This window comes from Leptotrichia sp. SK-5 (genome assembly GCF_055387215.1).
Window position 1 is genome coordinate 888,911 of record NZ_AP028931.1, and the last position, 24,775, is coordinate 913,685.

Below are 24,775 nucleotides of genomic sequence, written 5' to 3' on the forward strand. Positions count from 1 at the left end.
ATGTATAATTCAGTAATTGCTGCTTTAAAAGTGAACTTGAATGTTATAATTTTTATTGTTTCAGTTTTAAAGAGAGTTTTAAAATTTAAAAATTACAAATTAGGAGAGGGAAAATTATGAATATGTTATTATGGGGAGCATTCTATATTGTTGCATCGCTATTTCTATTATTTTTCTTTTTTAAAGAAAAGCAGGTTATCCATTGGATAAGAGTGAAAGAGGATGAAATATTGCAAAAAGTCTCACTTGAGAAAAATCAAAAAAATGCTATGATTGGGAATTTGTTAACAGTTGTAGCGTTGATTATATCGGCGATATTTTTTGTAATTGTAGATAAAACTGAAGATCCAAATATTTGGATTAAGGTTTGGGGAATTTATGGAGTTTTTGGATTAAATGTTGTATTTTATGTACTTAGAATGCAGCATGAATGGATTTTTTTATTGGATTTAATTATGCTGTTTTTAGGGAAATTGATGTTTAATATTTTAGATACAAATTTTTATATTTATTTGATAATAAATGTTGTAATTTCGTTGATTCTTATTTATTTATTTAAAGATTTATCAAAGGAAAAAGTTACAGAACACTCGATTTTAAAAGAAGCCACACATGATAATAAGAAATTGGAAAAAATATTGACAGAATCAAGAGTAAAACAGGAAAGTACAGAAGAAATATTTAAAAAGATATTTCCAAATGATAATCTTTCAGTAGATGAAAGAATTGCAAAGGAAGAAAGAAAAAGAAGCACATTTGGAAAAGCATTAACAAGAATTGATAATGCGTTGATTGCTGTTATTCTGGTGGCTGTTATTCAATTGTTTTATATTGGTAATTATGTTATTCCGACAGGTTCGATGGAGCCTACGATTTTAGTGAAAGATAGAGTTTTTACAAATATGGTGAAATATCATTTTTCAAATCCTAAAATTGGACAAATAATTGCGTTTAAAGAGCCAATGACTGATAAAGTGATGTATACAAAAAGAATAGTTGGAGAGCCAGGAACAACGCTTCAAATTGAAAAAGGTAAAATGAGTATTAATGAATTTGAAATTGCCAATGTTGATAATAAGCCAAGTTATCCAGTTTTTTCTGGTGATGAACAACAATATAGGGAAGATTTGAAAAAATATAATCAGGAAGTGAATAAATTTAATTCCTATAAAGTTCAGACTGTTGGTGGAGCTATATTGATAAACGATAAAAAATCGGAGGTCTTGGACAAAGTAACGCCACAAAAAGTATATTTGCCAGAAGGACTTCTTATGAACAACAAAATTTATATTCCTAAAAAAGGAGATAAAGTAAAACTAGATAAAATTGTTGCAATTGACAAAATATTTGGAGAAATGAAAGACAAAGACCATACTTTAATTGGGCAAGTAGACTGGGAAAGCTACTATGATGGAAAAGGATTTAAAAATCTGACTGGTAAAGAGTTTTTGGATTTAATAAAAACTGATAAGAATTTTAAAGATATAATCGGAAATGATGATGAATTTAATTCTAACCCAACAAATATATTGACAAATACATATTATACATTTACTTTAAAAGTAGAAGGAAGAGATGAAATGGTTATGCCAATTATGGACTTTAAGTATGATGATGAATTGTTTAAGAGACTGTTGAATGGTGAAACTATAACACTTGATAAGAATTATTATATGGCTATGGGAGATAATACTTCAAACAGTAAGGATACGAGATATTTTGGGCTTGTGGCAGAACCTAGAATTAAAGGTGAATTACTTGTAAGATGGTGGCCGTTGACTAGAATTGGGCTATTATAATTTGAGAGTATTTACAAATGTGTTCGTTTTTAATATTATAAATAAGAGTTTGATAAAGGTAAAGAAAAATGGAGAATAAAATGGAAAATATTGTCAGTGAATTGGTTAAAATTCATAATGGAAACTTTAAAAATAAAGTTGGGGATAAATATTTTTCTGAAATGATGTTAAGTGAGCAGTATGAGATATACTGCTTATTTAATTATACGAAAGAAAATATTTTTGTGGAGAAATTAAAAAAAGAAGATAAAAATAAAATTTTAGAAAAAAATCAAAAAGAAAAAACGGATTTGGATAAAAATGAAAAATTTGAGAAAAATGTGTTGGGATATGTCGCATTTTATGGTACAATAGAGAGCATAGATATTTTTGAAATTGCAATAAAAAAAGAATATCAGGGGCAATGTTTTGGTGAAAAATTATTAACTGAAAGCATGGGGAATTTACTTAAAAATAATAAAAATTCAGAAATTAAAAATATACATTTTTCAGAAAATAAGTTTTTGCTGGAAGTTAATGAAAATAATATAAAAGCACTAAAACTTTATAAAAAAATTGGATTTGAACAAATTTCTGTAAGAAAAAATTATTATGGGAATAATGAGGATGCAATAATAATGATGAAAATCATTTAGTTTGAGCATAAATAAAAGTAAGGGAGAGAAATGGGACAGAATAGTATTTCATTAGAATTAAAAAAACAGATAACACCGAGTATTTTTATAATTGGACAGGAATATTATAATAAAAGTTTGGGGAATATAACTGCACTTTTTGCCGATGGGAACTTTATGACGGTAGAAGGTGAGTACAAGGAAAATAGCCTTTGCAAGACATCGATTACGGTGGAGCAGAAAAAAGGGGAATTTGTTGAAGCAGACTGTGATTGCATGTTTTTTAAGAACAATAAGAAAAATTGCTGTAAACATGTTGTAACATTGGGAATGATGGCGGACCATTCAGAAAAAATTTCAAAAGTTATTGGAACTGACGATATTGAAATGATGTTTGAAGATGACTTTGAGGAAGATAATAAAAAATTAGCTAAAATTAAAGAAAAAGAGCAAAAAGCCAAAGCTGAAAAAGTTGCTAAGCGAAATTTAGAAAATGATAAAAAAAATAAATTACGACAAAGCCAAAAATTAAAAGCCGAGAATATAAATATAAAAAAATTAGATAAATCAAATAAAACCTCTGAAAGAATAGAAAATATTAAAAATGAAGAATTGCAAAATTTTGATAAAAAAAGTAAAAGTGTGGAAGTTAAATTTGAAACTATTGAAGGGGATACTGAAAATACTTTAAAAGATAATAGTATAAAAGTCGAAATAGATTTCCAGAATACGCAAAAAACTAAAAATAATGAAGAAATAGTGGAAAATCTTGAAAGTGTTTCTGCAAAAATCAATGAAATTTATAATTTACATTTGGAAAATCAAAATATCGAAGCGGAAGAACAGCAGGAAATGCGACTTGAAGTTGAAATTGACGAGGGAAGTTACAGTGACTATAAATATGGATATGACTATAATCAGGAAAATAATGCACGGGGATATATTTTAAGACTAAAAACAGGGCTAAAGAAAACTTACTATGTGAAAGATATTTTAAAATTTATCGAATCGGTTGTAAAAGACAGAGAATATGAAGTAACTTCTAAAATTACTTATAATCCAAAAACTTATTTTTTCAATGATATAAATAAAAAAATAATCCATGCAATTTACGAATACAGTAAAGAAATTCAAAGCGTAATTGACAGCGGAATTAAGGATAAAAAAGGGCTAAAAGTGTATGAAATGCTCTTAAATAGACTGCTTATAGCTATGGAAAAAGGAAAAAGCCTAGTTCTTTTGGGAGAGCAAAAGCAGATAATGAATTCGTATGAGCCGTTATTTGTATTGGAAAATGAAAAAATTACAATGAGAAATATCGAAAAAATTTCTGAAAATAGTCCGTTTTACACTTTTTCAAACGACACAACGAAAGTTTTCAAAATGGATAAAAATGAAATAAAATTTTTTGAAAAATTTGATTTTTTAGATACGGAACTGTTTAATCAGCTTTCTAGTGATGAAAATCAGAAGTTAAAGGCAGTTTTGGGATATGAAAATATTAATGTTGCCGAATATGCTGATGAGGATGGAAATATTGACATTTTTGTTACAGAAACTGATGAAAAGGAACTTGTAAAAATTAACTTGTCAAATACTGTTTGTGCGTTGGAAAAAAATGGGAAATATTTTATTCCCAGAAAAAATGCACAATTATGTGAGGAATTGAAAAAACTTGTGAAAAGTTATTCTTTTGTGAATTTGGAGTCGATGGAAGGCAGTTACAATGTAAATTATGAAGGGCTGGGGAAGATTTCCGAATATATTGATAAAAAATATCCAGATAAGGTAAAAATTCATCTGGATAACAAAATAAAAAATGCACGAAATATAGATGTTCATGTTGGAATAAAAAAGGTAGAAAATAATTTTTTGAATGTCAGTTTTGACATTGAGGGCATAAAAACTGAAGATGTGGAAATTGTGATGGAAGCAATTAAAAATGAACAGAAATATATAACTCTTTCAAGCGGTGAACTCGTAAAAATTGCCAATAAAAGCATTGAAGAACTGGTTGGAATTACAGATTCCATTTCTAATCTGAAAGTTGGAGAAAATAAAATTTCTAAAATAAAAGCTTTACAGCTTGCTCAAATTTCAAAAAATATTCAGGAAGAACTTGTAAAAATGGATGAATTTAAGGATTTGTTCCATAAAATAAAAAACCGGCAGGAAATCGAGCCACATAATATAAATGTACAATTATTTCCGTATCAGAAATTAGGTTTTAATTGGCTGAAAAATATGTATGATATTGGATTTGGAGGAGTTCTGGCTGATGATATGGGGCTTGGTAAGACTTTACAGACAATTTCGCTGTTAAATGAGATTTATCAGGAAAACAGAGATTTTTCGGCTTTGATTATTGTGCCGAGTTCACTGCTATATAACTGGAAGGAAGAAATTATCAAGTTTACAGGGATAAGTCCAACTCTAATTGAAGGAACGGCGACTCAAAGAAAGGAAATTATATCCAAAAAATCAAGAGGATTTATGATAACAACTTATCAGGCTTTGAGAAATGATATAGAAGAGTACAAAAGCAGAGATTTTGATGTAGTAGTGCTGGATGAGGCTCAAAATATAAAAACAACAACTTCTCAAATAAAAAAAGCTGTTATGAAAATCAACAGCAAAGTAAATTTTGCATTGACGGGAACACCAGTAGAAAACAATATTTTAGAACTGTGGTCAATTTTTGATTTTGTAATACCGGGATATTTAGATAATTTGACAAAATTTAAAAAAACCTATAAAGAAGCAATTGTAAATCCAAATTCTTCCAAAATACACAATTTACGTGAAATTATCGCTCCATTCTTGTTAAGAAGAACAAAAAAAGAAGTGCTCACAGAATTGCCGGATAAAATTGAATCAAATATGGTTGTAACATTGAGCAATGAGCAAAAACAGCTATATATGTCGTACATAAAGAAAGCTAAAAGTGAAATGAAGAAATTTAACGAAAATGAAAACAATCGGATGAAAATATTGGCTATATTGACAAAATTGCGTCAAATATGTAATTCTCCAACTTTATTTAAGGAAGATTATAAAGGCGAGGTAGCCAAACTGGAAGTATTGCGTGACTTAATGCCAGATATAATTGAAAATGGGCATAGACTATTAATATTTTCTCAATTTGTGGGAACTTTGAAGGAAATTGAAAAAGAACTTGAAAATATGGGGATTGAGTATTTTTATATTGATGGAAGTGTAAAATCTAAGGAAAGAGTTGATATTTGTAACAAATTTAACGCTGGAGAGCGACAAGTGGTTCTAATTTCGTTAAAAGCAGGTGGAACAGGACTAAACCTCGTTGGAGCTGATGTTGTGATTCATTATGATCCGTGGTGGAATATTGCTGTGGAAAATCAAGCTAGTGACAGGGCATATAGAATCGGGCAGAAAAAAAGCGTGCAAGTTATAAAACTTGTGACAGAAGGTACAATTGAGGAAAAAATTATAAAAATACAGGAAAGTAAACGTAAGTTAAGTGAGAATCTGTTAGAAAATAAAGACGGGGAAAAAGTCTTGTTTGAGATGAGCGATAAGGAACTAATGGAATTACTTAGTTAAAGTTGAAAATTTTAATTATTAATAAATTTTAGTTGCATTTTTCAAATTCATTTGGTATAATAATTTTAGAAAATAAATATGGAGGTGGCATTATAATGCTAGATAAAATTAAATCAATAGTAGTAGATCAATTAGGTGTAGATGAGGATCAAGTAACAGAAGATGCGTCTTTTGTTGATGATTTAGGAGCTGATTCATTAGATACAGTTGAATTAATCATGGCTTTTGAAGAAGAATTTGACATTGAAATTCCTGATGAAGATGCACAAAAAATTAAAACAGTTAAAGATGTAATTGAATACATCGAATCTAAATAATAGATAAAACTTTTGGGGGACTTTTCCCCCTTTTTTATTGAAAAAAAAATGAAAAAATGTTAAAATAATCTTATTGTAAAAAAGTTATTATTTAAAATAATAAAATAAATAAGTAGTTGTTTGTAATTTTTATAAAAATAAGATTACTATTAATAAATACTTTTTTTATAATATTTATGTTTTTTCTTTTTTTTAAGCAAAGGGGAACAGTCGCTATCCCCTTTGCAAACCCAGCTCGTCTAAGCATTTTTTGAAAACAAAATCGAAACTCGCTACGTAAAACTACGCTCACTTTCGCAAATTACAGAGTGAATTTAATTCTATCAAATGAATTTATTGTAGAAGTTATGGCGAAAAAAACACATAAATGTGTTTAGTCGATTTTATTTCCAAAAAATCACGACATTTTTAGTTTAATTAAAACAGTTAATTTAACTAAAACAAATAATAAGCAAAATTTCGTTAGAAGAAAAATAGCTGTTTGAGCTTTTGTAGTAAATTTTAAATTGGATAAAGTTATTTAAATTAAAAATAATCTATGTTCAAAAGCGAGTTCTATTTTTCTTTTATAAGAAAATTTGCGTAAAGCGGGAGTGCAGAGGTATGGCGTTTGATACCTCTGCTTAAAATAAATAATATAAGGGAAAAATTAAAATATTATCTCAATAAATTAAATATATTTAAAATAAAAAAATAAAAGATGAGAGGTGTATTAATGAGAAGAGTAGTTATTACAGGAATAGGACTGGTAACACCATTAGGAACTGGAAAAGATAAGGCTTGGAAAAATTTGTTGGCTGGAGAATGTGGAATTGACAAGATTACGCAGTTTGACACTTCGGAGCATTCAGTGCATATTGCGGCAGAAGTGAAGGATTTTGTGCCTGAAAATTACATTGAAAAAAAAGAATTGAAAAAAATAGCCAGATTTTCACAATTTGCGATTGCGGCTTCTAAAGAAGCATTGGAAGATGCGAACTTGGAAATTACTGAAGAAAATGCGGATAGAATAGGAGTAATTATTGGTTCAGGAATAGGTGGGCTGGATGTAATTGAGCAGGAAGTGGAAAAACTTGTTACAAGAGGGCCTAAGAGAGTATCTCCATTTTATATTCCAGCGGCAATTTTGAATATGGCTTCTGGAAATACTTCAATTTATATAGGCGCAAAAGGACCTAATAAGACTGTTGTTACAGCTTGTGCTTCAGGAACAAATTCAATTGGAGATGCTTTTCAGGCAATCTTGTTAGGAAAGGCTGATGCAATGGTAGCTGGAGGAACAGAAGCAACAGTAACTCCATCAGGAATAGCAGGATTTGCAAACTTGAAAGCATTGTCAACTAATCCAGATCCAAAAACTGCATCACGTCCATTTACAGCGGATAGAGATGGATTTGTACTTGGGGAAGGTGCTGGAGTGCTAGTGCTGGAAGAGTTGGAACACGCTAAAAAACGTGGAGCAAAAATTTATGCAGAAGTTGTTGGATATGGGGAAACAGGAGATGCTTTTCACATGACAGCACCATCTGACGGTGGAGAAGGTGCCGCAAGAGCTTTTAAAATGGCTTTAGAGCAAGGAAATATCAAACCTGAAGAAGTTGGATACATTAATGCGCACGGAACATCGACACCTGCTAATGATAAAAATGAAACTCAGGCAATAAAAACAGCATTTGGAGAACATGCATACAAACTTTCTGTAAGTTCTACAAAAGGTGCGACTGGACATTTATTAGGTGGAGCAGGAGGAATTGAAGCGGCGTTCTTGGCACTTGCAATTTCAGAAGGAATTATGCCTCCAACTATAAATTATGAGAATCCAGATCCATTATGTGATTTGGATTATGTACCGAATAAGCCTGTGAAAAGAGATATTGAAGTAGGAATGTCAAGCTCGCTAGGATTTGGTGGACACAATGCGGTTCTAGCATTTAGAAAATATAAATAATAAAAATATTTTGAAATAACTAAGGGGAGAATAAACATTGATTTTCCCCTTAATTAAAGCGTAAAAAATAAATAATAAAAATGAAGGAGGTGAAACTATGGAAACGGGTGCAAATAGGGATGCTAAGGAATTGATGCAGAAAATAGGCTATGAATTTAAAAATGAGGAATATTTAGAAGAGGCGTTGACACATAGATCGTATTCTAATGAAACGGAAAAAGATAGAAGATTTAACAATGAAAAACTGGAATTTCTAGGAGATGCAGTTGTAAATCTTATAACAACAGAATATATTTATGAACTTTATGAAAAAAAGACGGAAGGCGAACTTGCAAAACTAAAAAGCCAAATTATAAGTGAACCTGTATTTTCTACTATTGCAAGCGATATTGAACTAGGAGAATATTTGTATTTGAGCAATGGCGAAATTATGTCTGGCGGCAGAAATAGAAGGTCTATTTTAGGTGATGCCTTTGAGGCTTTGATTGGTGCGATTTTTAAAGATTCAGATTATTATACTGCGAAAAATGTGGCATTGAAATTACTGCTTGGAAAAATAAATAAACTTGAAGAAATAGAAGGAACTGGTGATTATAAAACGGTTTTACAGGAATTTGTTCAAGGAAAATATAGAAAAATGCCAGAATATAAGCTGCTTAATACAAAAGGTCCTGACCACGATAAAGTTTTTGAAATTTCTGTAAGCTGGAATGATAAAATTTACGGAGTAGGAATTGGGAAAAGTAAAAAGGAAGCTGAAAAACATGCGGCAAAAGAGGCGTTAGCAAAATTAAAAAAACAAAAGCAGTAAAAACAGGAGAACAATATGAAAAAAGTGGCGTTATATCCAGGGAGTTTTGATCCAATAACGAAGGGACATATTGATATTATAAAACGTTCTTCGCATTTATTTGATAAGTTAATAATAGGAATTTTTAAAAATTCTACAAAATCAAAAGCCTGGTTTTCAGATGAAGAAAAAGTTGAGATGATAGAAGAAATCTTGAAAAAAGAAGACATTAATGCTGAAATAAAAATTTTTAACGGATTGTTAGTTGATTTTATGTACGAAGAAAACGTAAATATTTTAATAAGAGGGCTTCGTGCTTTATCAGATTATGAATACGAGTTACAGTTTACGCTTACAAATAAAACACTTTCAAAAAGTGAATTTGAAACAGTGTTTTTAACAGCTTCAAGGGAATATCTGTACTTGAGTTCAAGTCTTGTGAAGGAAGTCGCATTAAATAAAGGTGATTTGAGTTTTTTTGTTACAGAAAATGTTAAAAAGTGTTTAATTAAAAAAGTTGAAGAATTACAAAAAGACTAAATAATTTTAAATGTATTGCTAGATTACTAAAATTCACAGTTAATAAAAAGGGAAAAAACATAATTTTGTTAAAAAAATTTGGTAATATGAATAAGAAATGATAAAAGAAGGACTTAAAATGGCTGTAAAAAAAACGAAGGCAAAATATATATGCTCAGAATGTGGTTATAGTTCATTAAAATGGCTTGGAAAATGTCCTAACTGCGATTCATGGGGAACTTTTGAAGAAGAGATTGATATAAAGAGTACTTTTAGAAATGTAGAATCGGGGGATGTTTCAATTAGTAAGATAACGGATATTGAAATTGAGAAGGAATTTCGGATGGTAACTCCATTTGAAGAATTTGACAGGGTTTTAGGAGGCGGACTTATAAAAGGGGAAGTTGTGCTTATTACAGGAAGCCCTGGGATCGGGAAATCAACTTTCTTGCTTCAGTTGTCACAGGAGTATACAAAAATTGGGAATGTATTTTATGTTTCTGGAGAGGAATCGCCTCGACAGATAAAACAGCGTGCAGAACGTGTTAATGTACAAAGTGAAAATTTGTATATTTTGAATGATACAAATATAGAAAAAATTGAAAGTGTAATTTTAAAAGATAAGCCTAAAGTCGTAGTAATTGACTCAATTCAGACACTTTATTCAGAAAATGTAAATTCTATCCCTGGAAGTGTAACACAAATTCGTGAAACAACTTTAAAAATCATTGAAATTGCTAAAAAGAATGAAATTGCGTTTTATATTGTAGGACACGTTACAAAAGATGGAAAACTGGCAGGACCAAAGTTATTAGAGCATATGGTTGATGCTGTACTGCAGATTGAAGGAGAAGAAAATAACTATTACAGAATTATCCGTTCAATAAAAAACCGTTACGGTTCTACAAATGAAATTTCGATTTTTGATATGAAGGAAAACGGAATTAGTGAAGTGAAAAATCCATCTGAATTTTTTATAAGTGATAGAGACGAGAAAAATGTTGGGAGCATTATTGTACCAATTTTTGAAGGAAGCCGTGTATTTTTATTTGAAGTACAATCGTTACTGGGAACACCAAATTTTGGGATGCCTAGGAGAACAGTTGAGGGGTATGATAAAAATCGTGTGGAAATATTGAGTGCGGTTTTATCTCGGTCATTAAAGGTGGATGTGAATTCTAAAGATATTTATATTAACATTCCAGGTGGAATTGACTTGAACGACAGAAGTTCTGATTTAGCTGTAGTTTTTTCGCTTTTATCTTCAATAAAAGGCATACCCGTAAGTCAAAAAATAGCTGCTATTGGAGAGCTTGGATTACGGGGCGAAGTGAGAAAAGTTTCATTTATCAAAAATAGGGTAAATGAACTGGAAAAACTGGGATTTGTGGGAGTGTATTTACCAAAGAGCCATCAGGCTGATTTTGAAAAAGAAAAAACAAAAATAAAGCTTAACTATATAAGCAATATAAGTGAACTTGTCGAGAGGATAAGATAAGCCAACAGAGAAAAATGGGCGAAAGGATAAGAAAATGTTAAAAAAGGTAGTGAACAAGAAGAAAATATTGGAGCACATATTTGAGAGGATAGCACCAGGAACGGCTTTGAGAGAAGCGGTAGATAAAATTCAGGAAGCAAAGTTAGGTGCATTAATTGTATTGGGAAATCCTAATGATTTGAAAGATGTAATGGGTGGTGGATTTGAGCTAAATACAGTATATTCACCACAAAAAGTTTATGAATTGTCCAAAATGGATGGTGGAATTATATTGTCAGAGGATATAAAAACAATTTATGGAGCAAATATCCAGTTACAGCCAAATTATTCCATAGAAACAGATGAAAGCGGAACAAGACATCAAGCGGCACACAGAATTGCTCAGCAAAAAGGAAATTTAGTTGTTGCAGTTTCTGAGAGAAGAAATAAAATAACAGTATATTATGGCAAGTTTAGATATTTATTAAATGAAATTGGAGATTTGTTGACAAAATCTTCACAGGCAATAACGGCTCTTGAGAAATATTCCCTTGCGATTGAGAAAAATCATGTTAATTTGTCTATCTTGGAATTTGACAATATGGTAACGCTTTATGATATTGTAGAGTGTGTAAGAATGTATGGATTGCTTTTTAGAATGTCGGAAGAATTAATTGAATACATGGCGGAGCTAGGAAGTGAAGGACGGCTTATAAAAATTCAGTATGAAGAAATAATGTTAAATAAAAACGAAAGTTTTGATGCTCTTATAAAGGATTATAAAATAAGTGAGGAAACAGCAGAAAAAATTGGTTTAAGAGTAAAATCCTTAACAAAAGAGGAATTACTGGATGATGAAAAAATCGTGTGCCTTCTTGGATTTGACACAAATATCATAAATCTTGATGAGAAGATAGAGCCACGTGGTTATGGACTTTTGAGCAATATAACCAAAATAAGCAAAAAGGACAGAGAGATTCTTGTAAAGGAATTTTCAAATGTTCAGTCAATTTTGATGTCAACAGCCTCAGATATTGCTAAAATAAAAGGAGTAAGTAAATATAAGGCTGAGCATATTAATAAATCATTAAAACGTATAAAAAATAGAGCAGTAATTGACAGGGAATAAAATATTAATTAAAATGAGAAAAATTTATAAAAATAGAAGATATTAAGAAAGTAGGTAAAAATGGAAGATAAAAGAGTGACTGTTGGAGGACAGGCTGTTGTAGAAGGGGTTATGATGAGAGGGCCTAAAGCTATTGCAACAGCTGTTCGTAAGCAGGATGGAAGTATTGTTTATAAAAAAATAACGCTTACCGAGAAAAATAATAAATGGTTAAAAGTACCTTTTGTGCGAGGAGTTATAGCACTTTATGATGCAATGGTCGTTGGGACGAAGGAGCTTATTTTTGCGTCAAATCAGGCTGGACTGGAAGAGGAGAAATTGACGGATAAACAGGTTGGGTTTACTGTTATGACATCGGTTTTATTGGGAATAGCGGTGTTTATGTGGTTACCATCTGCTGTTGGAGGCTTTTTCTTTAAAGACAATGTTTTAAAAGCCAATATTGTTGAGGCTGTTATAAAATTGATACTTTTCTTGGGATATATTTACGGAATTTCGTTTTTGAAGGATATACAGCGAGTTTTTGAATATCATGGAGCAGAACATAAAAGTATTATGAATTACGAAATGGAAAAGGAATTAACACCAAAAAATGCAAAAGAATGTACAAGATTTCATCCAAGATGTGGTACAAGCTTTCTTTTACTTGTAATGTTTATTAGTATTTTAGTATTTTCAACAGTTGACTTGTTTTTTAAAGTTCCAACTGGACATTTTACGATGCTTCTTTATAAGTTAGTGACAAGAATACTGTTTGTACCATTTGTTGCTGGACTTTCTTACGAAATACAGCGTTGGACAAGCTACCATCTGGATAATGTTTTTGCCAAAATGATTGCAATTCCTGGAATGTGGCTACAAAAAATAACTACAAGCGAGCCTGATGAAAGCCAATTGGAAGTGGCAATTGTAGCTTTGAATGTGGCGTTAGGGAATGAAGTTACGAATGCGACGGAAGTTTTTGAATAAAAAATAAAAATATATTGCACTCTTATAAGGGGGTGCTTTTTTTGTGTTTTAATTTTTTAAGATTTAACTTGATTTATTATCATGAAAAAAGAAAGTTTTATATTTTATATCATAAATTTTACATAATCTATTTATATCTTCCATTAGTAAATACCAGTATTCTTTTTTATTCTTTGTATAGATATCCTGATATAGCTGATTATACTCGGGAAAATTTTTTGAAATAAAATTTAAAATAATTTTTTTGTATCTTCCTCTTAGATTTAAATTTTCAAAATAAATAAAATCGACTGTATCTTTACAGGTAGCAATAATTTCTTCCAATTGTGTAAGCATCGAAAAGAAGCTTGAAAGAAACGTTTATGACTTGAAAATTCCAAATGAGGAACTGTTTGATTTTTTCAGAATCAGATTTTTGTATAGGACTTATCGGGGACATTACAGATTTTATGGACTTGGAGAGCATTTGATTAATGGAAATTATGAAAAATTTAGATTGGAAATAAGGGAACTTTTAAAAAATGCGATAAGTTTTAGAGACTTGAAGGAAGAAAATTCTTATCATCTGTTTGTAATTGGACTAGTTTCCATAATGTCAGAAAATTATTTTGTAAAATCAAATGTAGAAAGTGGAGATGGAATTCCTGATTTGGTATTGAAGCCAAAAAATAAAACTAAAAAAGCGTTTATATTTGAATTTAAGTATTCAAGAGCAAAAGATAGCAAAAATTTGAAAAGAACTGCAAAAAGTGCCTTGAAGCAAATAAATGACAGGAATTATTCTGAAGGGTTAAGATATGAAGGTTATAAAGAAATTGTGAAAATTGGTATGGGATTTAGGAAAAAGGATGTGGAGGTTGTAGTAGAGGAAGAATAATTTATTATTAAAAAGGGTATGCTGAGTGATACCCTTTTAACTTATATTCAAATCTATTTTTAGAAAATTAAATAAAATAGAAATTTGAAAAATAATCATAAATTTTAAGTTTATTTTATGATTGATTATAAAATCTCAAATTCCTTAGTATTTTTAACATCAAGAGTAACAGTTGCTTTTGTAAAAGATACTTCATATAATTCCATAAAGTTTTCTCCTTCATCAATATTCTTTTTTACTTCTGGTATTTTTTCTATAAATTTGTTTTTTAAATCTTGAACAGATTTTTGACTTTTTCTTATAATTCCTTTAGCTTTAATGTGTTTTAGACCATCTATAGGAATTGTTGTAAAAGCTACTTTGTTATTTTGTTCAAATTCTACTGTTTTTTGACTATTCTTTAGTGTTAAAAAATATAAAATTTTCTCATCTGAATTATAATAAAATCTTACAATTCTTACATTAGGCTGATTACTTGAGTCTGAAGAAGCTATTGCCATATCAGTAGTTTTTTCCATAATTTCTAAAAAGTTATTTGTTATATCCATAATTTCCTCCTTAAATTTATATTTTAAATTATACTTCAAAATAGTATCAAAATATGGTACTATTAAAATAAAAAAATTGGGAGAAAAATGAAAAAATCAGAACGGATTAATGATATGATGATGTATCTTAACAATAAAGAGACTTTTAATTTAAAAGATATTATGGAAAAATACAGTATTTCCAAAAATACGGCTTTAAGAGACATAAAATCTCTTGAGGAAATTGGGATGCCAATTTATTCTTTTAGCGGGAGAAATGGAAGGTATAAAATTTTAAAAAATAAACTGCTCTCTCCTGTCTTGTTCAATGTAAATGAAATATATGCGTTATACTTCACTATGCTTACGTTAAAAGGATACAAAACAACACCTTTTCATTTAGATATTGAAAAATTGAAAGAAAAATTTAAAAACTGTCTTCCGCAGAGACAAGTGGAGGAAATTAACAAAATGGAGACAATATTAAATTTTGAAGTTTCAAAGCATCAAAAGGAAAGTCCATTTTTAAAGAAAATTCTTGAAAATTCAATAGAAGAAAAAGTTTGTAAAATTTTGTATAAAGAAGAAAAGAAAGAGAAATATTATTTTGTTCAGTTTTTCAAAATATCATCTGTTTATGGACAGTGGCTTGCTTCGGGATATGATTTTGAGGATAAGGAAATTAAAAATTTTCAATGTGATAAAATTATCTACTTAGCAGAAGAGAATAAATTTCAATCAATATCTTTTGAAAAGTTTGTTAATTTAAATTCAGATATGTATAAAATTCATGATTGCAATATGATAAATTTTGAGCTTGAAATATAGTTTAAGTAAAGTATCATAGTTTTGTAATTATATACAGTAAAACAGCTTTAAAATTCAACTAAAAAGTTATGACTATTTTACTCAAATTTTAAATTTATATAATTTTAGTAGTTTAATTTAAAATAGATTTTAGGATATATTATAAAAATTTTAGAAATTATTTAAATTAATTGTGTAAAAAAATTTCATCAGTTGAGAAAAGAGATGAAATATGTTATTATTAAAGAACAAAAAATGTAAGAAATGGGGGAAATTATGGAACAGACAGTATTTTCCGTAAGTGATATAAATAGGGAAGTTAAAATGTTTTTGGAGGGAACAAATACTTTTAAGAACATTTTTATTGAAGGGGAACTTTCTAATATTACGTATTATCGTTCGGGACATTTGTATTTTACGTTAAAAGATGCAAATGCAAGTGTGAAATGTGCTATTTTTCGTTATAAATATAGAGGAGTGCCTGAGGATTTGAAGGAAGGGGATTTGGTAAAAATTCGGGGTAGCGTTACGCTTTATGAAGCAAATGGAAGTTATCAGATTGTAGCAGATTTTCTTGAAAAAAGTAATTCTCTAGGGCTGCTTTATGAGAAAATGGAAATGCTTAAAAAGTTGTACTTTGAAAAGGGATATTTTTCTGATGAAATAAAAAAACAATTACCGAAATTGCCTATAAATATTGGTGTTGTAACAGCTGATACAGGAGCAGCAATTAGGGATATTATAAATACAACGCATAAAAGATTTCCAAATGTGAATATTTACCTTTACCCAGCAAAGGTTCAGGGAGAAGGTGCAGCAAGGGAAGTTTCGGCAGGAATTGAGTTTTTTAATAGAATGAACGAAGAAAAGTACCTTGAAATAGATACGCTTATTGTTGGACGTGGTGGAGGAAGCATTGAGGATTTGTGGGCATTTAATGAGGAAGCTGTGATAGAAGCTATTTATAAATCTGAAATTCCCGTAATTTCGGCGGTAGGACATGAAATTGATAATCTTCTTTCAGACTTAGTCGCTGATAAACGGGCGGCTACACCAACTCAGGCGGCAGAAATCTTGATTCCTGAAAAAGAAAAATTGACAGATGAATTGGAAAGTAAAAAGAATCTTTTGAGCAAATTACTTTTAAATAAAGTTGCATTGATGAAAAAAGAGCTGGAATACAGAAAAAATAATTATTATATAAAGAATTTTGCAAATATTCTGGATAATAAAAAATTTGAATTGATGGAAAAAGAACAGAAATTATCAAGGGAACTTAGAAGAATTGTACAGAAATCAAGAGAACAGCTGGATTACCGAAAACAGAGATTTGATAGAATTAATTTACAAAAAATAATTTTAAGTGAAAAAGAAAATTTAAAGAAAAAATCAGCCGAACTTAACCAAATAATACTGGAATTTTTTGAAAATCGAAAAAAGGAACTCAAATATAAAAAAGCACAGCTTTCGAAATATTCAGTAAGTGATATTTTAAAACAAGGTTATACAATAACTCGAAAAAATGGGAAGATTGTTAAGAGAGGAATTGAGCTTAGCAAGGAAGATAAATTGGAGATAGAGTTTTCGGATGTTAAGAAGAAAGTGGTTGTTAAGTAATTATTATTAAAGAAAAATATTGATTTTTTTAACCTTTTGTATTAAAATATACAAAATGTATATTTTTTAAAAGGAGTGGTTTAAGATGGAATTTTATCTTTTAGAATTTAGATTAAATGGAATAAAAAACATTGAAAAAACGATTGAAATTAGTTTTTATAAGCAGGATATTCGCAATTTTAATAGGGAAAATTATAATGTTAAAGGAATTTTTGGAAGAAACGGAATTGGGAAAACTGCTGTTATAAAAGGAATTGAAATTTTAAGAAATATTGTATTAGATAGTGATTATTTAATTTTAAAAAGTGGTTTGTTAAATGAAATAATAAATAAAAAACTTAAAGAATGTTATTTATCTGCTGAGTTTTTAGTTGTTGATAAAAATAATAAAAAACATATTTTTGAACATTCAATAAATTTGAAAATAGAAAATGGGAAAATTATTATTACAAAAGAAATAATAAATAAAAAAAAGCTAGATAGAAAAGAGATATTAAAAACATTAATTATAGAAAATGGAAAGATAAACAAAGAGAAGTCAAATTATTTTAAAAATTTAGATGAAATAGAAAAGTTATCAATGAATTTATTAGAAAGAAAAAGTATAATAAGTTTGATTATTAATGATATTGCGAAAGATAGAGAAGATAAATTAGAATCTGAGAAATTTGAATTTGCATATTTGTATATGTTGTATTCCAAAATTAATATTTTTACTCATTTGGAAGACAGTTATTATAAAATGTTTTCTGTTAATATTGAAAATCAAAATTGGCTTTATAAAATAGATGTTGATTATGTAAATCAAGAAGCTAAAAAGAGAAATATCTTATCTAAAACAAAAGAAGAAATTGAAAATTTGAATAAAAGTCTAGAAAGAAAAGAAAGATTTTTGAAATTATTTAATCCTGAACTAAATAAAATAGAGTTTGAAAAGAAAGATTTTGATGAAAATTATTATGAAATTGAATATGTTTTCAACTACAAGGATTATAAGATAAATTTTGAATATGAAAGTATGGGAATGAAATCACTGTTTAGATTATTTGATGTTTTGGATACGATTAATAATGGTGGAATTGTATTTGTTGATGAAATAGATATGAGTATTCATGATTTATATTTGAATAGGTTAATTGAGTTTTTTGCTGAAAATGGGAAAGGACAGTTTACGTTTACGGCTCATAATACAAGTATTTTGGATACTTTAAAAAAATATAAAAATTCGATAGATTTTATAACTGAATATCAGGAAATAAAGCCTTGGATAAAAAATGGAAATTATTCTCCAAGAAAGCAGTATTTGGAGGGGATGTTACCAAATATGCCATATAATATTGAATATTATGATTTTTTTGAAATATTTAATACGTTTGAAGAGGAGAATTAAGGGGGAATTATGAAACTGTGGCTGTTTTTGGTTGAGGGAAATTCAGATAAAATATATGTTGATAAAATTATCAAGTATTATGTGAAATCTGAAAAGTTGAAAAAAGAAATTAAATTAGAATGGATTATTCTTGACGGGAAATATAATTATAATAAAAAAGATAAACAAATTAAGCAGAAAATAGATAAATTTAAAAATCAAAATAGAAATTCTGATTATGAGATTATCTATGTGATTGATTTGGATAAATATCGAGATGATAATAAAGATATAACATTTTTAATTGATATAAAGAAATTTGTTAAAAGAAATAAATATAAATTGATTAAAAATAATGAAAATATTGAAATGATTTTAAAAATCGATAATGAAACTAAAAATAAAAAAGAAAAGGTAAAAATTGCTGAAAAATTTATAATGAAAGAATCAATTGAAAAATATTTAAGCATTGAAGAACCTGAAAATGTAAGTATTGGAAGTAATATTTTTAAAATATTGGATATTTTAGAAAGTGGGGTATGAAGAATGTCTAAAAGAGATAATTATTTATCATGGGATGAATATTTTATGGGAATAGCGTTTTTGTCAGGAATGAGAAGTAAGGATCCGTCTACACAGGTTGGGGCTTGTATTATTGATGAAGATAAAAAAATAATAGGAATTGGATATAACGGGTTTCCTATGGGAAGTTCGGATGACAGTATGCCTTGGGATAAGGACGGGGAGTTTTTGGATACGAAATATCCTTATGTTGTGCATGCTGAACTGAACGCTATCCTTAACAGTATAAAATCATTGAAGAACTGTACTATTTATGTGACACATTTTCCGTGCAATGAGTGTGCAAAAGCAATCGTACAGTCAGGAATAAAAAAGGTAATATATTTTTCTGATAAACACAAGTCGCTTGATTCTACAAAGGCTTCAAGAAGGATTTTTGAAAATGCACAGGTAGAAACGATACATCTTGAAATTGAGAAAGAAGTGATAAATATCCAGTTTAAAGATTAAATATAATTTAATAAAATTTATGAAAAAGTATTGTTATTTTTAGTTGAGAAAAAAGTAATATTAGTATATAATGTATTTAAACTTTTGAAAATTTAAAAGAGGTGAGACTAATGGAAGCAACAACAATTAAAAAAGTGGTAGCAATGGGAATCGGTGCAGCGATTTATATTGTATTATCAAGATTTGTAGCAATTCCGACACCAATTCCTAATACGACATTACAAGTAACTTTTGCTTTTGTGGCGTTGATGGCATTTATATATGGCCCTGCAGTTGGGCTAGGAATTGGATTTATTGGGCATACGCTTAATGATATTTCAGGATATGGAAGTGTGTGGTTCAGCTGGGTTGCAGCAGCAGCATTTTTTGGGCTGGCAACTGGATTTTTAGGAAAAATTGTTAAAATTGAGAATTTCAATGGAGCAAAAATTGTAAAATTTATAGTGGGAGAAGTAATTATAAGTTTGATAAGCTGGGTAGCTCTAGCTCCAATTATTGATATTGCAATATATAAGGAACCACAGGCGAAAGCATTTGCGCAAGGAGTTACAGCGGCACTTGGAAATATGTTAGTTGTAGCGATTTTAGGTACAATTTTAATATTTGCATTTTCAAAAACAATAGTAAGCAAAGGAAGCTTAAAACAGGAATAATTTAAATAACCCGCATTTTTCAAGTAGCTTTGATGGCTATGAGAAGATTAGGCGGGTATTTTGTTTAACCTTTATAAAATAAAAATTTACAATTTAGATTACTGAATAAATTTAAATAAAAATATATTCCTAACTTGAAGGGAGGAGAATTTGGAAGAAAATAGAAAAATTGCTGTAAATTTTGAAAATTTTACATTTAAGTATGAAAGTCAGTCGGAACCTACATTACATAATATAAATTTGAAAATTTACGAAGGGGAGAAAGTCGTTATAATAGGACCGTCAGGCTCGGGAAAAAGCACTTTGGGACATTGTATAAATGGACTTGTTCCTTATTTTTACAAGGGGGAAATAACAGGAAAGTTTGAGATTTATGGAAAAAAGTGTAAGGAAGTATTTGAACATTCTAAATATGTGGGAACTGTTCTTCAGGATTCGGATGCGCAGTTTGTGGGGCTTACTGTTGCGGAAGATATAGCGTTTGCTCTGGAAAATGATGAAGTAAAGACACAGATTATGAAAGAGAAGGTAAAAGAAATTGCAAAATTTGTAAAAATTGAAACATTGCTTGACTTGAAGCCGCATGATTTATCTGGCGGACAGAAGCAGAAAGTATCACTTGCTGGAATAATGGTGGACGATACCAATATTGTTCTTTACGATGAACCACTTGCAAATCTTGACCCTTTGAGCGGAAAATATGCTATCGAACTGATAGATGAACTTCATAATAATAAAAAACTAACTACAATAATTATAGAGCATAGGCTTGAAGATGTGCTGCACAGGGGAATTGACAGGATTATTGTTGTGAATGAGGGCAGAATTGTTGCTGATGATACGCCAGACAATATTTTAACTGGAAATTTATTAAGCAAGATAAACATAAGAGAGCCTTTGTATATTTCCTTGCTAAAATACAGTAATGCCAATCTTGAGAAATATAGCAGTATTTCTAATATTGAAAAGATTGACTTTTCTGAATCAAAAGATGGCATTTTAAACTGGATAAAATATAATTCTCCGAAAGCAAGGGAAAAATCTGAAGAAACATTATTAAAACTTGAAAATATCTCATTTTCATACAATAAGAAAAGAAAAATATTAAAAAACATAGATATAGATGTAAAAAAAGGTGAAATGATAAGCATAGTTGGTTCAAATGGAGCTGGAAAATCTACGCTGTCAAAGGTTATTGCAGGATTTGAAAAGCAAGATGAAGGAAAGATTTACTATAAAAATTTAGATATAAGTGAAGAAAATATAACAAAAAGGGCTGAAAAAATAGGTTTTGTACTGCAAAATCCGAATGCAATGATTTCAAAAGTTACAGTTTTTGATGAAGTAGCATTAGGTCTAAAAACTAGAGGAGTTTCAGAAGATGAAATAGAAAAAAGAGTTATTGAAATTCTGGAAATATGTAAATTAAAGCCATTTAGAAAATGGCCTATAAAAGCACTTAGTTATGGACAGAAAAAAAGGGTTACAATAGCATCTGTCCTTGTATTACAGCCTGAGATGATAATAGTGGATGAGCCGACAGCAGGGCAAGATTTATTTCATTACAGGGAAATAATGGAATTTTTGAAACAGCTGAATGAATTTGGGATTACAATTTTATTTATAACGCATGATATGCATTTAATGTTAGAGTATACTGACAAAGCATACGTTTTTAATGAAGGTAAAATTATAAAATCAGGAAATCCAGCACAGATTTTGGTAGATAGAAATGTGTTGGAGCAGGCAAATTTGAAGGAAACTTCACTTCACTATGTGGCGGAAAAGGCTGGGATAAATTCCGAAGAGCTTATAAGAACATTTGTGCATTATGAAAAAGAGCAGAAAAAGGCGGGTGATTAGATGGCAGGTACATTTTTACTGGAATATATCGAAAAGGATTCTGTGATTCATAGACTAAATGGAGCGGCAAAGCTGATTTGTTTCATATTGTGGACTGTTGCAATTATGTTTACTTACGATACGAGGCTTCTTTTAATTTTGACATTTTTAGGATTTGTACTTTTCAGAATTTCCAAAATAAAGTTTAATGAAATAAAAATTGTATTTTATCTAATTACTATTTTTCTTGTATTAAATTTAATTATGATTTTTTTATTTTCTCCGCTTGAAGGAACAAAAATTTATGGAACAAGGCATGATATTTTGAAAATTTTTGGAAATTGTGTGATAACGAAGGAACAGCTGTTTTATGAGTTTAATATATTTGTCAAGTATTTTTCGGTTATTCCTGTCGCTTTGCTGTTTATAATTACAACAAATCCAAGCGAGTTTGCGTCTTCATTAAACAGGATAGGTGTGCCGTATAAATTTTCTTATGCAGTTTCGATTGCACTAAGATATATTCCAACTGTGCAAGAGGACTTTGTTACAATTAGCAAGGCACAGCAGGCAAAAGGAATAGATATTTCCAAAAATGTAAAATTAATAACAAGAATAAAAAATATATCCTATACATTAATGCCGTTAATATTTTCAAGCATTGAAAAAATAGATATTATAAGCAATGCAATGATTTTAAGAGGATTTGGAAAAAGAAAAAAGAGAACGTGGTATCAGTCAAGAAAAATGAAAATGCCAGATGTTATAGCAATCTTTGTAACAGCAATATTCGTAATTGCTTCAATTGTACTTATAAAAATAAATGGTGGAAGATTCTATAATCCTTTTGTGAATTAGAAAAATTTGACTGTGAAATAAGATTTGAATTTTTAATGAGAGGAATGATGGGAAAATGGTTAATATCGGAAATGACTGGGATGAAATTTTTAAAAAAGAAAAAGAATTTGAAAAAGATTACTATTTGGATTTGAGAAAATTTTTAGTGAAAGAATATAAGACAAAAACAATTTATCCTGATAAAAATGAGATTTTTTCTGCATTTAAGCTAACTAGTTATAAGGACTGCAAAGTTGTAATTCTAGGACAAGATCCGTATCATGGCGAAAATCAGGCACATGGACTGGCATTTTCTGTAAAGCAGGGAGTTGCCTTGCCACCTTCCCTAAAAAATATTTATAAAGAAATTGAAAATGAATTTGGGTATAAAATGAGTAAAAATGGATTTCTTGAAAAATGGGCAAAACAGGGAGTTCTACTTTTAAATACAGCACTTACTGTAGTTGCTGGAAATGCCAACTCACATTCAAAAATAGGCTGGGAAATTTTTACAGATAATGTAATAGAATATTTAAATGAACGTGAAGAGCCAATAATTTTTATACTTTGGGGAAATAACGCCAAAAGCAAGAAAGCCTTTATTGATACAAATAGACATTATATTCTGGAAAGTGTTCATCCAAGCCCATTATCTGCAAGCCGTGGATTTTTTGGCTGTGGACACTTTAAGAAAGCTAATGATATTTTGAAAGAGCTAGGGAAAGAGGAAATTGACTGGCAAATATAAAAATAAAAAAATTATAAAAATTGAGTAATATTGCTATCTAGAGGTCAAGTTCTCTTGTCCAAAAATAGAAAGTTACTGTATTAACAAAATTCCAAAGAAATTTTTTAAATGATTATTTAAATTTTACGAAAGGGAGGAGTTTTTGTGAATTTTAGAAAATCAACTTTTGATGATGTGGACAGAATTTTAGAAATCATCGAAAAAGCAAAAATCGAATTAAGGAAACTTGGCTTAGATCAATGGCAAAATGGATATCCAGATAGAGAAGTTATTGAAAATGATATAAAATTGGGAATTAGTTATATTTTAGAAAAAATTTCCGAAAAAAATGATAAATCCGAAAATCAGATTTCTAAAAAAATTGTCGGAACTATTGTATTGTCGCCTAAAAAGGAAGAACCATATTCTAAAATTGAAGGAAAATGGATAACAAATGATGATTATATTGTAATTCACAGGCTGGCAGTTGATTCTGAAATAAAGAATAAAGGGATTGCAACAAAGATATTAGAATTTTCGGAAAAAGAGTGTATAAAAAACAAAATACTCAGTATAAAAGCAGATACACATGAAAACAATGAACCAATGAAGAGATTTCTTGAAAAGAACGGATTCAGCTACTGCGGTGTGATTTATTTGGATAGAGAGCCTGATGTTGGAGAAAAGAGGATTGCTTATGAGAAAATAATAAAAATACCACATAAATTATTTTAAATATTTTTTTTTAAACCTTCAAATAAAACATTTTTTATATTTTGATTAATTTTAACGTAAGGGCATCAGACGCCATGCCCTTACAACCCTGCTTTACACAAAACTTTCTTATAAAAGAAAAATAGAACTCACTTTTGAATACTGGTTATTTTAATATAAATAATGAAATACAATTTAAAATTTATTTCAAAAGCTCAAACAGCTATTTTTCTTTTAACGAAATTTTGTTTGTTTTTATATTTTTATTCAATCTATGATTTTAATAAATTGACGGAGCTTTTATTTGTTCAACTACGACTGTTTGACGACTGGAAGGAGGAGTTTCGGAGTTGGGCAAATAAAAGTCGTAGTCTAGCCATAGGTGCAGGATTTGCGGCAATGAGCAATCCTGCGAAAAAAATAATAAAAATAGTAAAACTGTTATTAAATAAACTAACATTTAAGATATAAACTGTGCTGAGAACAAGAAATTTAAATTCCTTGCTAAACAGTATGAAATGGAGTGTTTTTTTGAAATAAAAAGATATTAAAAGAGATAAAAAAATAAATATTAATAAAAACAACTTATAACATAAGAAGTATAAAAAATCATTAATTTACATAATAAAAAA

General features: G+C 29.3%; 22 protein-coding genes. 21 read left to right on the plus strand and 1 reads right to left on the minus strand.

The features are described 5' to 3' along the window. Positions 1–116 precede the first annotated feature (116 nt). From lepB to ACZ5B9_RS04505, 11 genes are all read left to right on the plus strand, one after another. Complete coding sequence (lepB, locus tag ACZ5B9_RS04455) at positions 117–1,799, plus strand: signal peptidase I (protein WP_464423522.1); 1,683 nt, start codon at positions 117–119, stop codon at positions 1,797–1,799. An 80-nt stretch (positions 1,800–1,879) separates the two neighbouring features. Then, positions 1,880–2,434 (plus strand): GNAT family N-acetyltransferase, encoded by a 555-nt coding sequence (locus tag ACZ5B9_RS04460; protein ID WP_315289529.1) that lies wholly within the window; start codon positions 1,880–1,882, stop codon positions 2,432–2,434. Between the two features lie 30 nt (positions 2,435–2,464). Continuing rightward, positions 2,465–5,992, plus strand: a complete 3,528-nt coding sequence (locus ACZ5B9_RS04465; RefSeq protein ID WP_464423523.1) for an SNF2-related protein — start codon at positions 2,465–2,467, stop codon at positions 5,990–5,992. 95 nt (positions 5,993–6,087) lie between these two features. Further along, entirely contained in the window at positions 6,088–6,309 is a 222-nt protein-coding gene (locus tag ACZ5B9_RS04470) for an acyl carrier protein (protein WP_026748316.1), read from the plus strand. Between the two features lie 715 nt (positions 6,310–7,024). Further along, positions 7,025–8,257, plus strand: coding sequence for a beta-ketoacyl-ACP synthase II (gene fabF / locus ACZ5B9_RS04475; protein ID WP_464423524.1), 1,233 nt, complete (start codon positions 7,025–7,027; stop codon positions 8,255–8,257). A gap of 97 nt (positions 8,258–8,354) precedes the next feature. After that, positions 8,355–9,068, plus strand: coding sequence for a ribonuclease III (gene rnc / locus ACZ5B9_RS04480; protein ID WP_464423525.1), 714 nt, complete (start codon positions 8,355–8,357; stop codon positions 9,066–9,068). A gap of 15 nt (positions 9,069–9,083) precedes the next feature. Beyond that, positions 9,084–9,587 (plus strand): pantetheine-phosphate adenylyltransferase, encoded by a 504-nt coding sequence (coaD, locus tag ACZ5B9_RS04485; protein ID WP_071124508.1) that lies wholly within the window; start codon positions 9,084–9,086, stop codon positions 9,585–9,587. Positions 9,588–9,705: 118 nt separating this feature from the next. Then, the gene (gene radA, locus ACZ5B9_RS04490) at positions 9,706–11,064 is read left to right on the plus strand and encodes a DNA repair protein RadA (RefSeq protein ID WP_464423526.1); all 1,359 of its coding nucleotides are present in this window, start codon (positions 9,706–9,708) and stop codon (positions 11,062–11,064) included. Positions 11,065–11,098: 34 nt separating this feature from the next. After that, positions 11,099–12,172, plus strand: a complete 1,074-nt coding sequence (disA, locus tag ACZ5B9_RS04495; RefSeq protein WP_021768293.1) for a DNA integrity scanning diadenylate cyclase DisA — start codon at positions 11,099–11,101, stop codon at positions 12,170–12,172. Between the two features lie 60 nt (positions 12,173–12,232). After that, on the plus strand, positions 12,233–13,141 hold the full coding sequence (locus ACZ5B9_RS04500; RefSeq protein WP_021768294.1) for a DUF1385 domain-containing protein: 909 nt from the start codon (positions 12,233–12,235) through the stop codon (positions 13,139–13,141). A gap of 367 nt (positions 13,142–13,508) precedes the next feature. Continuing rightward, positions 13,509–14,018, plus strand: coding sequence for a PD-(D/E)XK nuclease domain-containing protein (locus ACZ5B9_RS04505; protein WP_464423527.1), 510 nt, complete (start codon positions 13,509–13,511; stop codon positions 14,016–14,018). Positions 14,019–14,143: 125 nt separating this feature from the next. On the opposite strand, the gene ACZ5B9_RS04510 is transcribed toward ACZ5B9_RS04505, so the two are convergent. Further along, on the minus strand, positions 14,144–14,566 hold the full coding sequence (locus tag ACZ5B9_RS04510; protein WP_021743981.1) for a pyridoxamine 5'-phosphate oxidase family protein: 423 nt from the start codon (positions 14,564–14,566) through the stop codon (positions 14,144–14,146). A gap of 87 nt (positions 14,567–14,653) precedes the next feature. On the opposite strand from ACZ5B9_RS04510, the gene ACZ5B9_RS04515 reads away from it, so the two are divergent. The 10 genes from ACZ5B9_RS04515 to ACZ5B9_RS04560 all read left to right on the plus strand — a co-directional run bounded on the left by ACZ5B9_RS04515 (position 14,654) and on the right by ACZ5B9_RS04560 (position 24,164). Continuing rightward, complete coding sequence (locus ACZ5B9_RS04515; protein WP_464423528.1) at positions 14,654–15,373, plus strand: helix-turn-helix transcriptional regulator; 720 nt, start codon at positions 14,654–14,656, stop codon at positions 15,371–15,373. A gap of 255 nt (positions 15,374–15,628) precedes the next feature. Next, entirely contained in the window at positions 15,629–16,969 is a 1,341-nt protein-coding gene (gene xseA / locus ACZ5B9_RS04520) for an exodeoxyribonuclease VII large subunit (RefSeq protein ID WP_464423529.1), read from the plus strand. 85 nt (positions 16,970–17,054) lie between these two features. Further along, positions 17,055–18,359 carry an AAA family ATPase gene (locus ACZ5B9_RS04525; protein ID WP_464423530.1) on the plus strand — a complete coding sequence of 435 codons (1,305 nt, stop codon included), beginning with the start codon at positions 17,055–17,057 and terminating at the stop codon, positions 18,357–18,359. 9 nt (positions 18,360–18,368) lie between these two features. After that, a complete protein-coding gene (locus tag ACZ5B9_RS04530) occupies positions 18,369–18,881 on the plus strand; it encodes a hypothetical protein (protein WP_455041353.1) in 513 nt (170 codons plus the stop codon). Between the two features lie 3 nt (positions 18,882–18,884). Then, positions 18,885–19,370, plus strand: a complete 486-nt coding sequence (locus tag ACZ5B9_RS04535; protein ID WP_464423531.1) for a deoxycytidylate deaminase — start codon at positions 18,885–18,887, stop codon at positions 19,368–19,370. A gap of 110 nt (positions 19,371–19,480) precedes the next feature. After that, positions 19,481–20,023, plus strand: coding sequence for an ECF-type riboflavin transporter substrate-binding protein (locus ACZ5B9_RS04540; protein WP_464423532.1), 543 nt, complete (start codon positions 19,481–19,483; stop codon positions 20,021–20,023). 150 nt (positions 20,024–20,173) lie between these two features. Beyond that, positions 20,174–21,886, plus strand: coding sequence for an ABC transporter ATP-binding protein (locus tag ACZ5B9_RS04545; protein WP_464423533.1), 1,713 nt, complete (start codon positions 20,174–20,176; stop codon positions 21,884–21,886). Continuing rightward, positions 21,887–22,723 (plus strand): energy-coupling factor transporter transmembrane component T family protein, encoded by an 837-nt coding sequence (locus ACZ5B9_RS04550; RefSeq protein ID WP_464423534.1) that lies wholly within the window; start codon positions 21,887–21,889, stop codon positions 22,721–22,723. A 55-nt stretch (positions 22,724–22,778) separates the two neighbouring features. Beyond that, positions 22,779–23,450, plus strand: a complete 672-nt coding sequence (locus ACZ5B9_RS04555; protein ID WP_464423535.1) for a uracil-DNA glycosylase — start codon at positions 22,779–22,781, stop codon at positions 23,448–23,450. Between the two features lie 144 nt (positions 23,451–23,594). Continuing rightward, the gene (locus tag ACZ5B9_RS04560; protein ID WP_464423536.1) at positions 23,595–24,164 is read left to right on the plus strand and encodes a GNAT family N-acetyltransferase; all 570 of its coding nucleotides are present in this window, start codon (positions 23,595–23,597) and stop codon (positions 24,162–24,164) included. Positions 24,165–24,775: the final 611 nt, after the last annotated feature.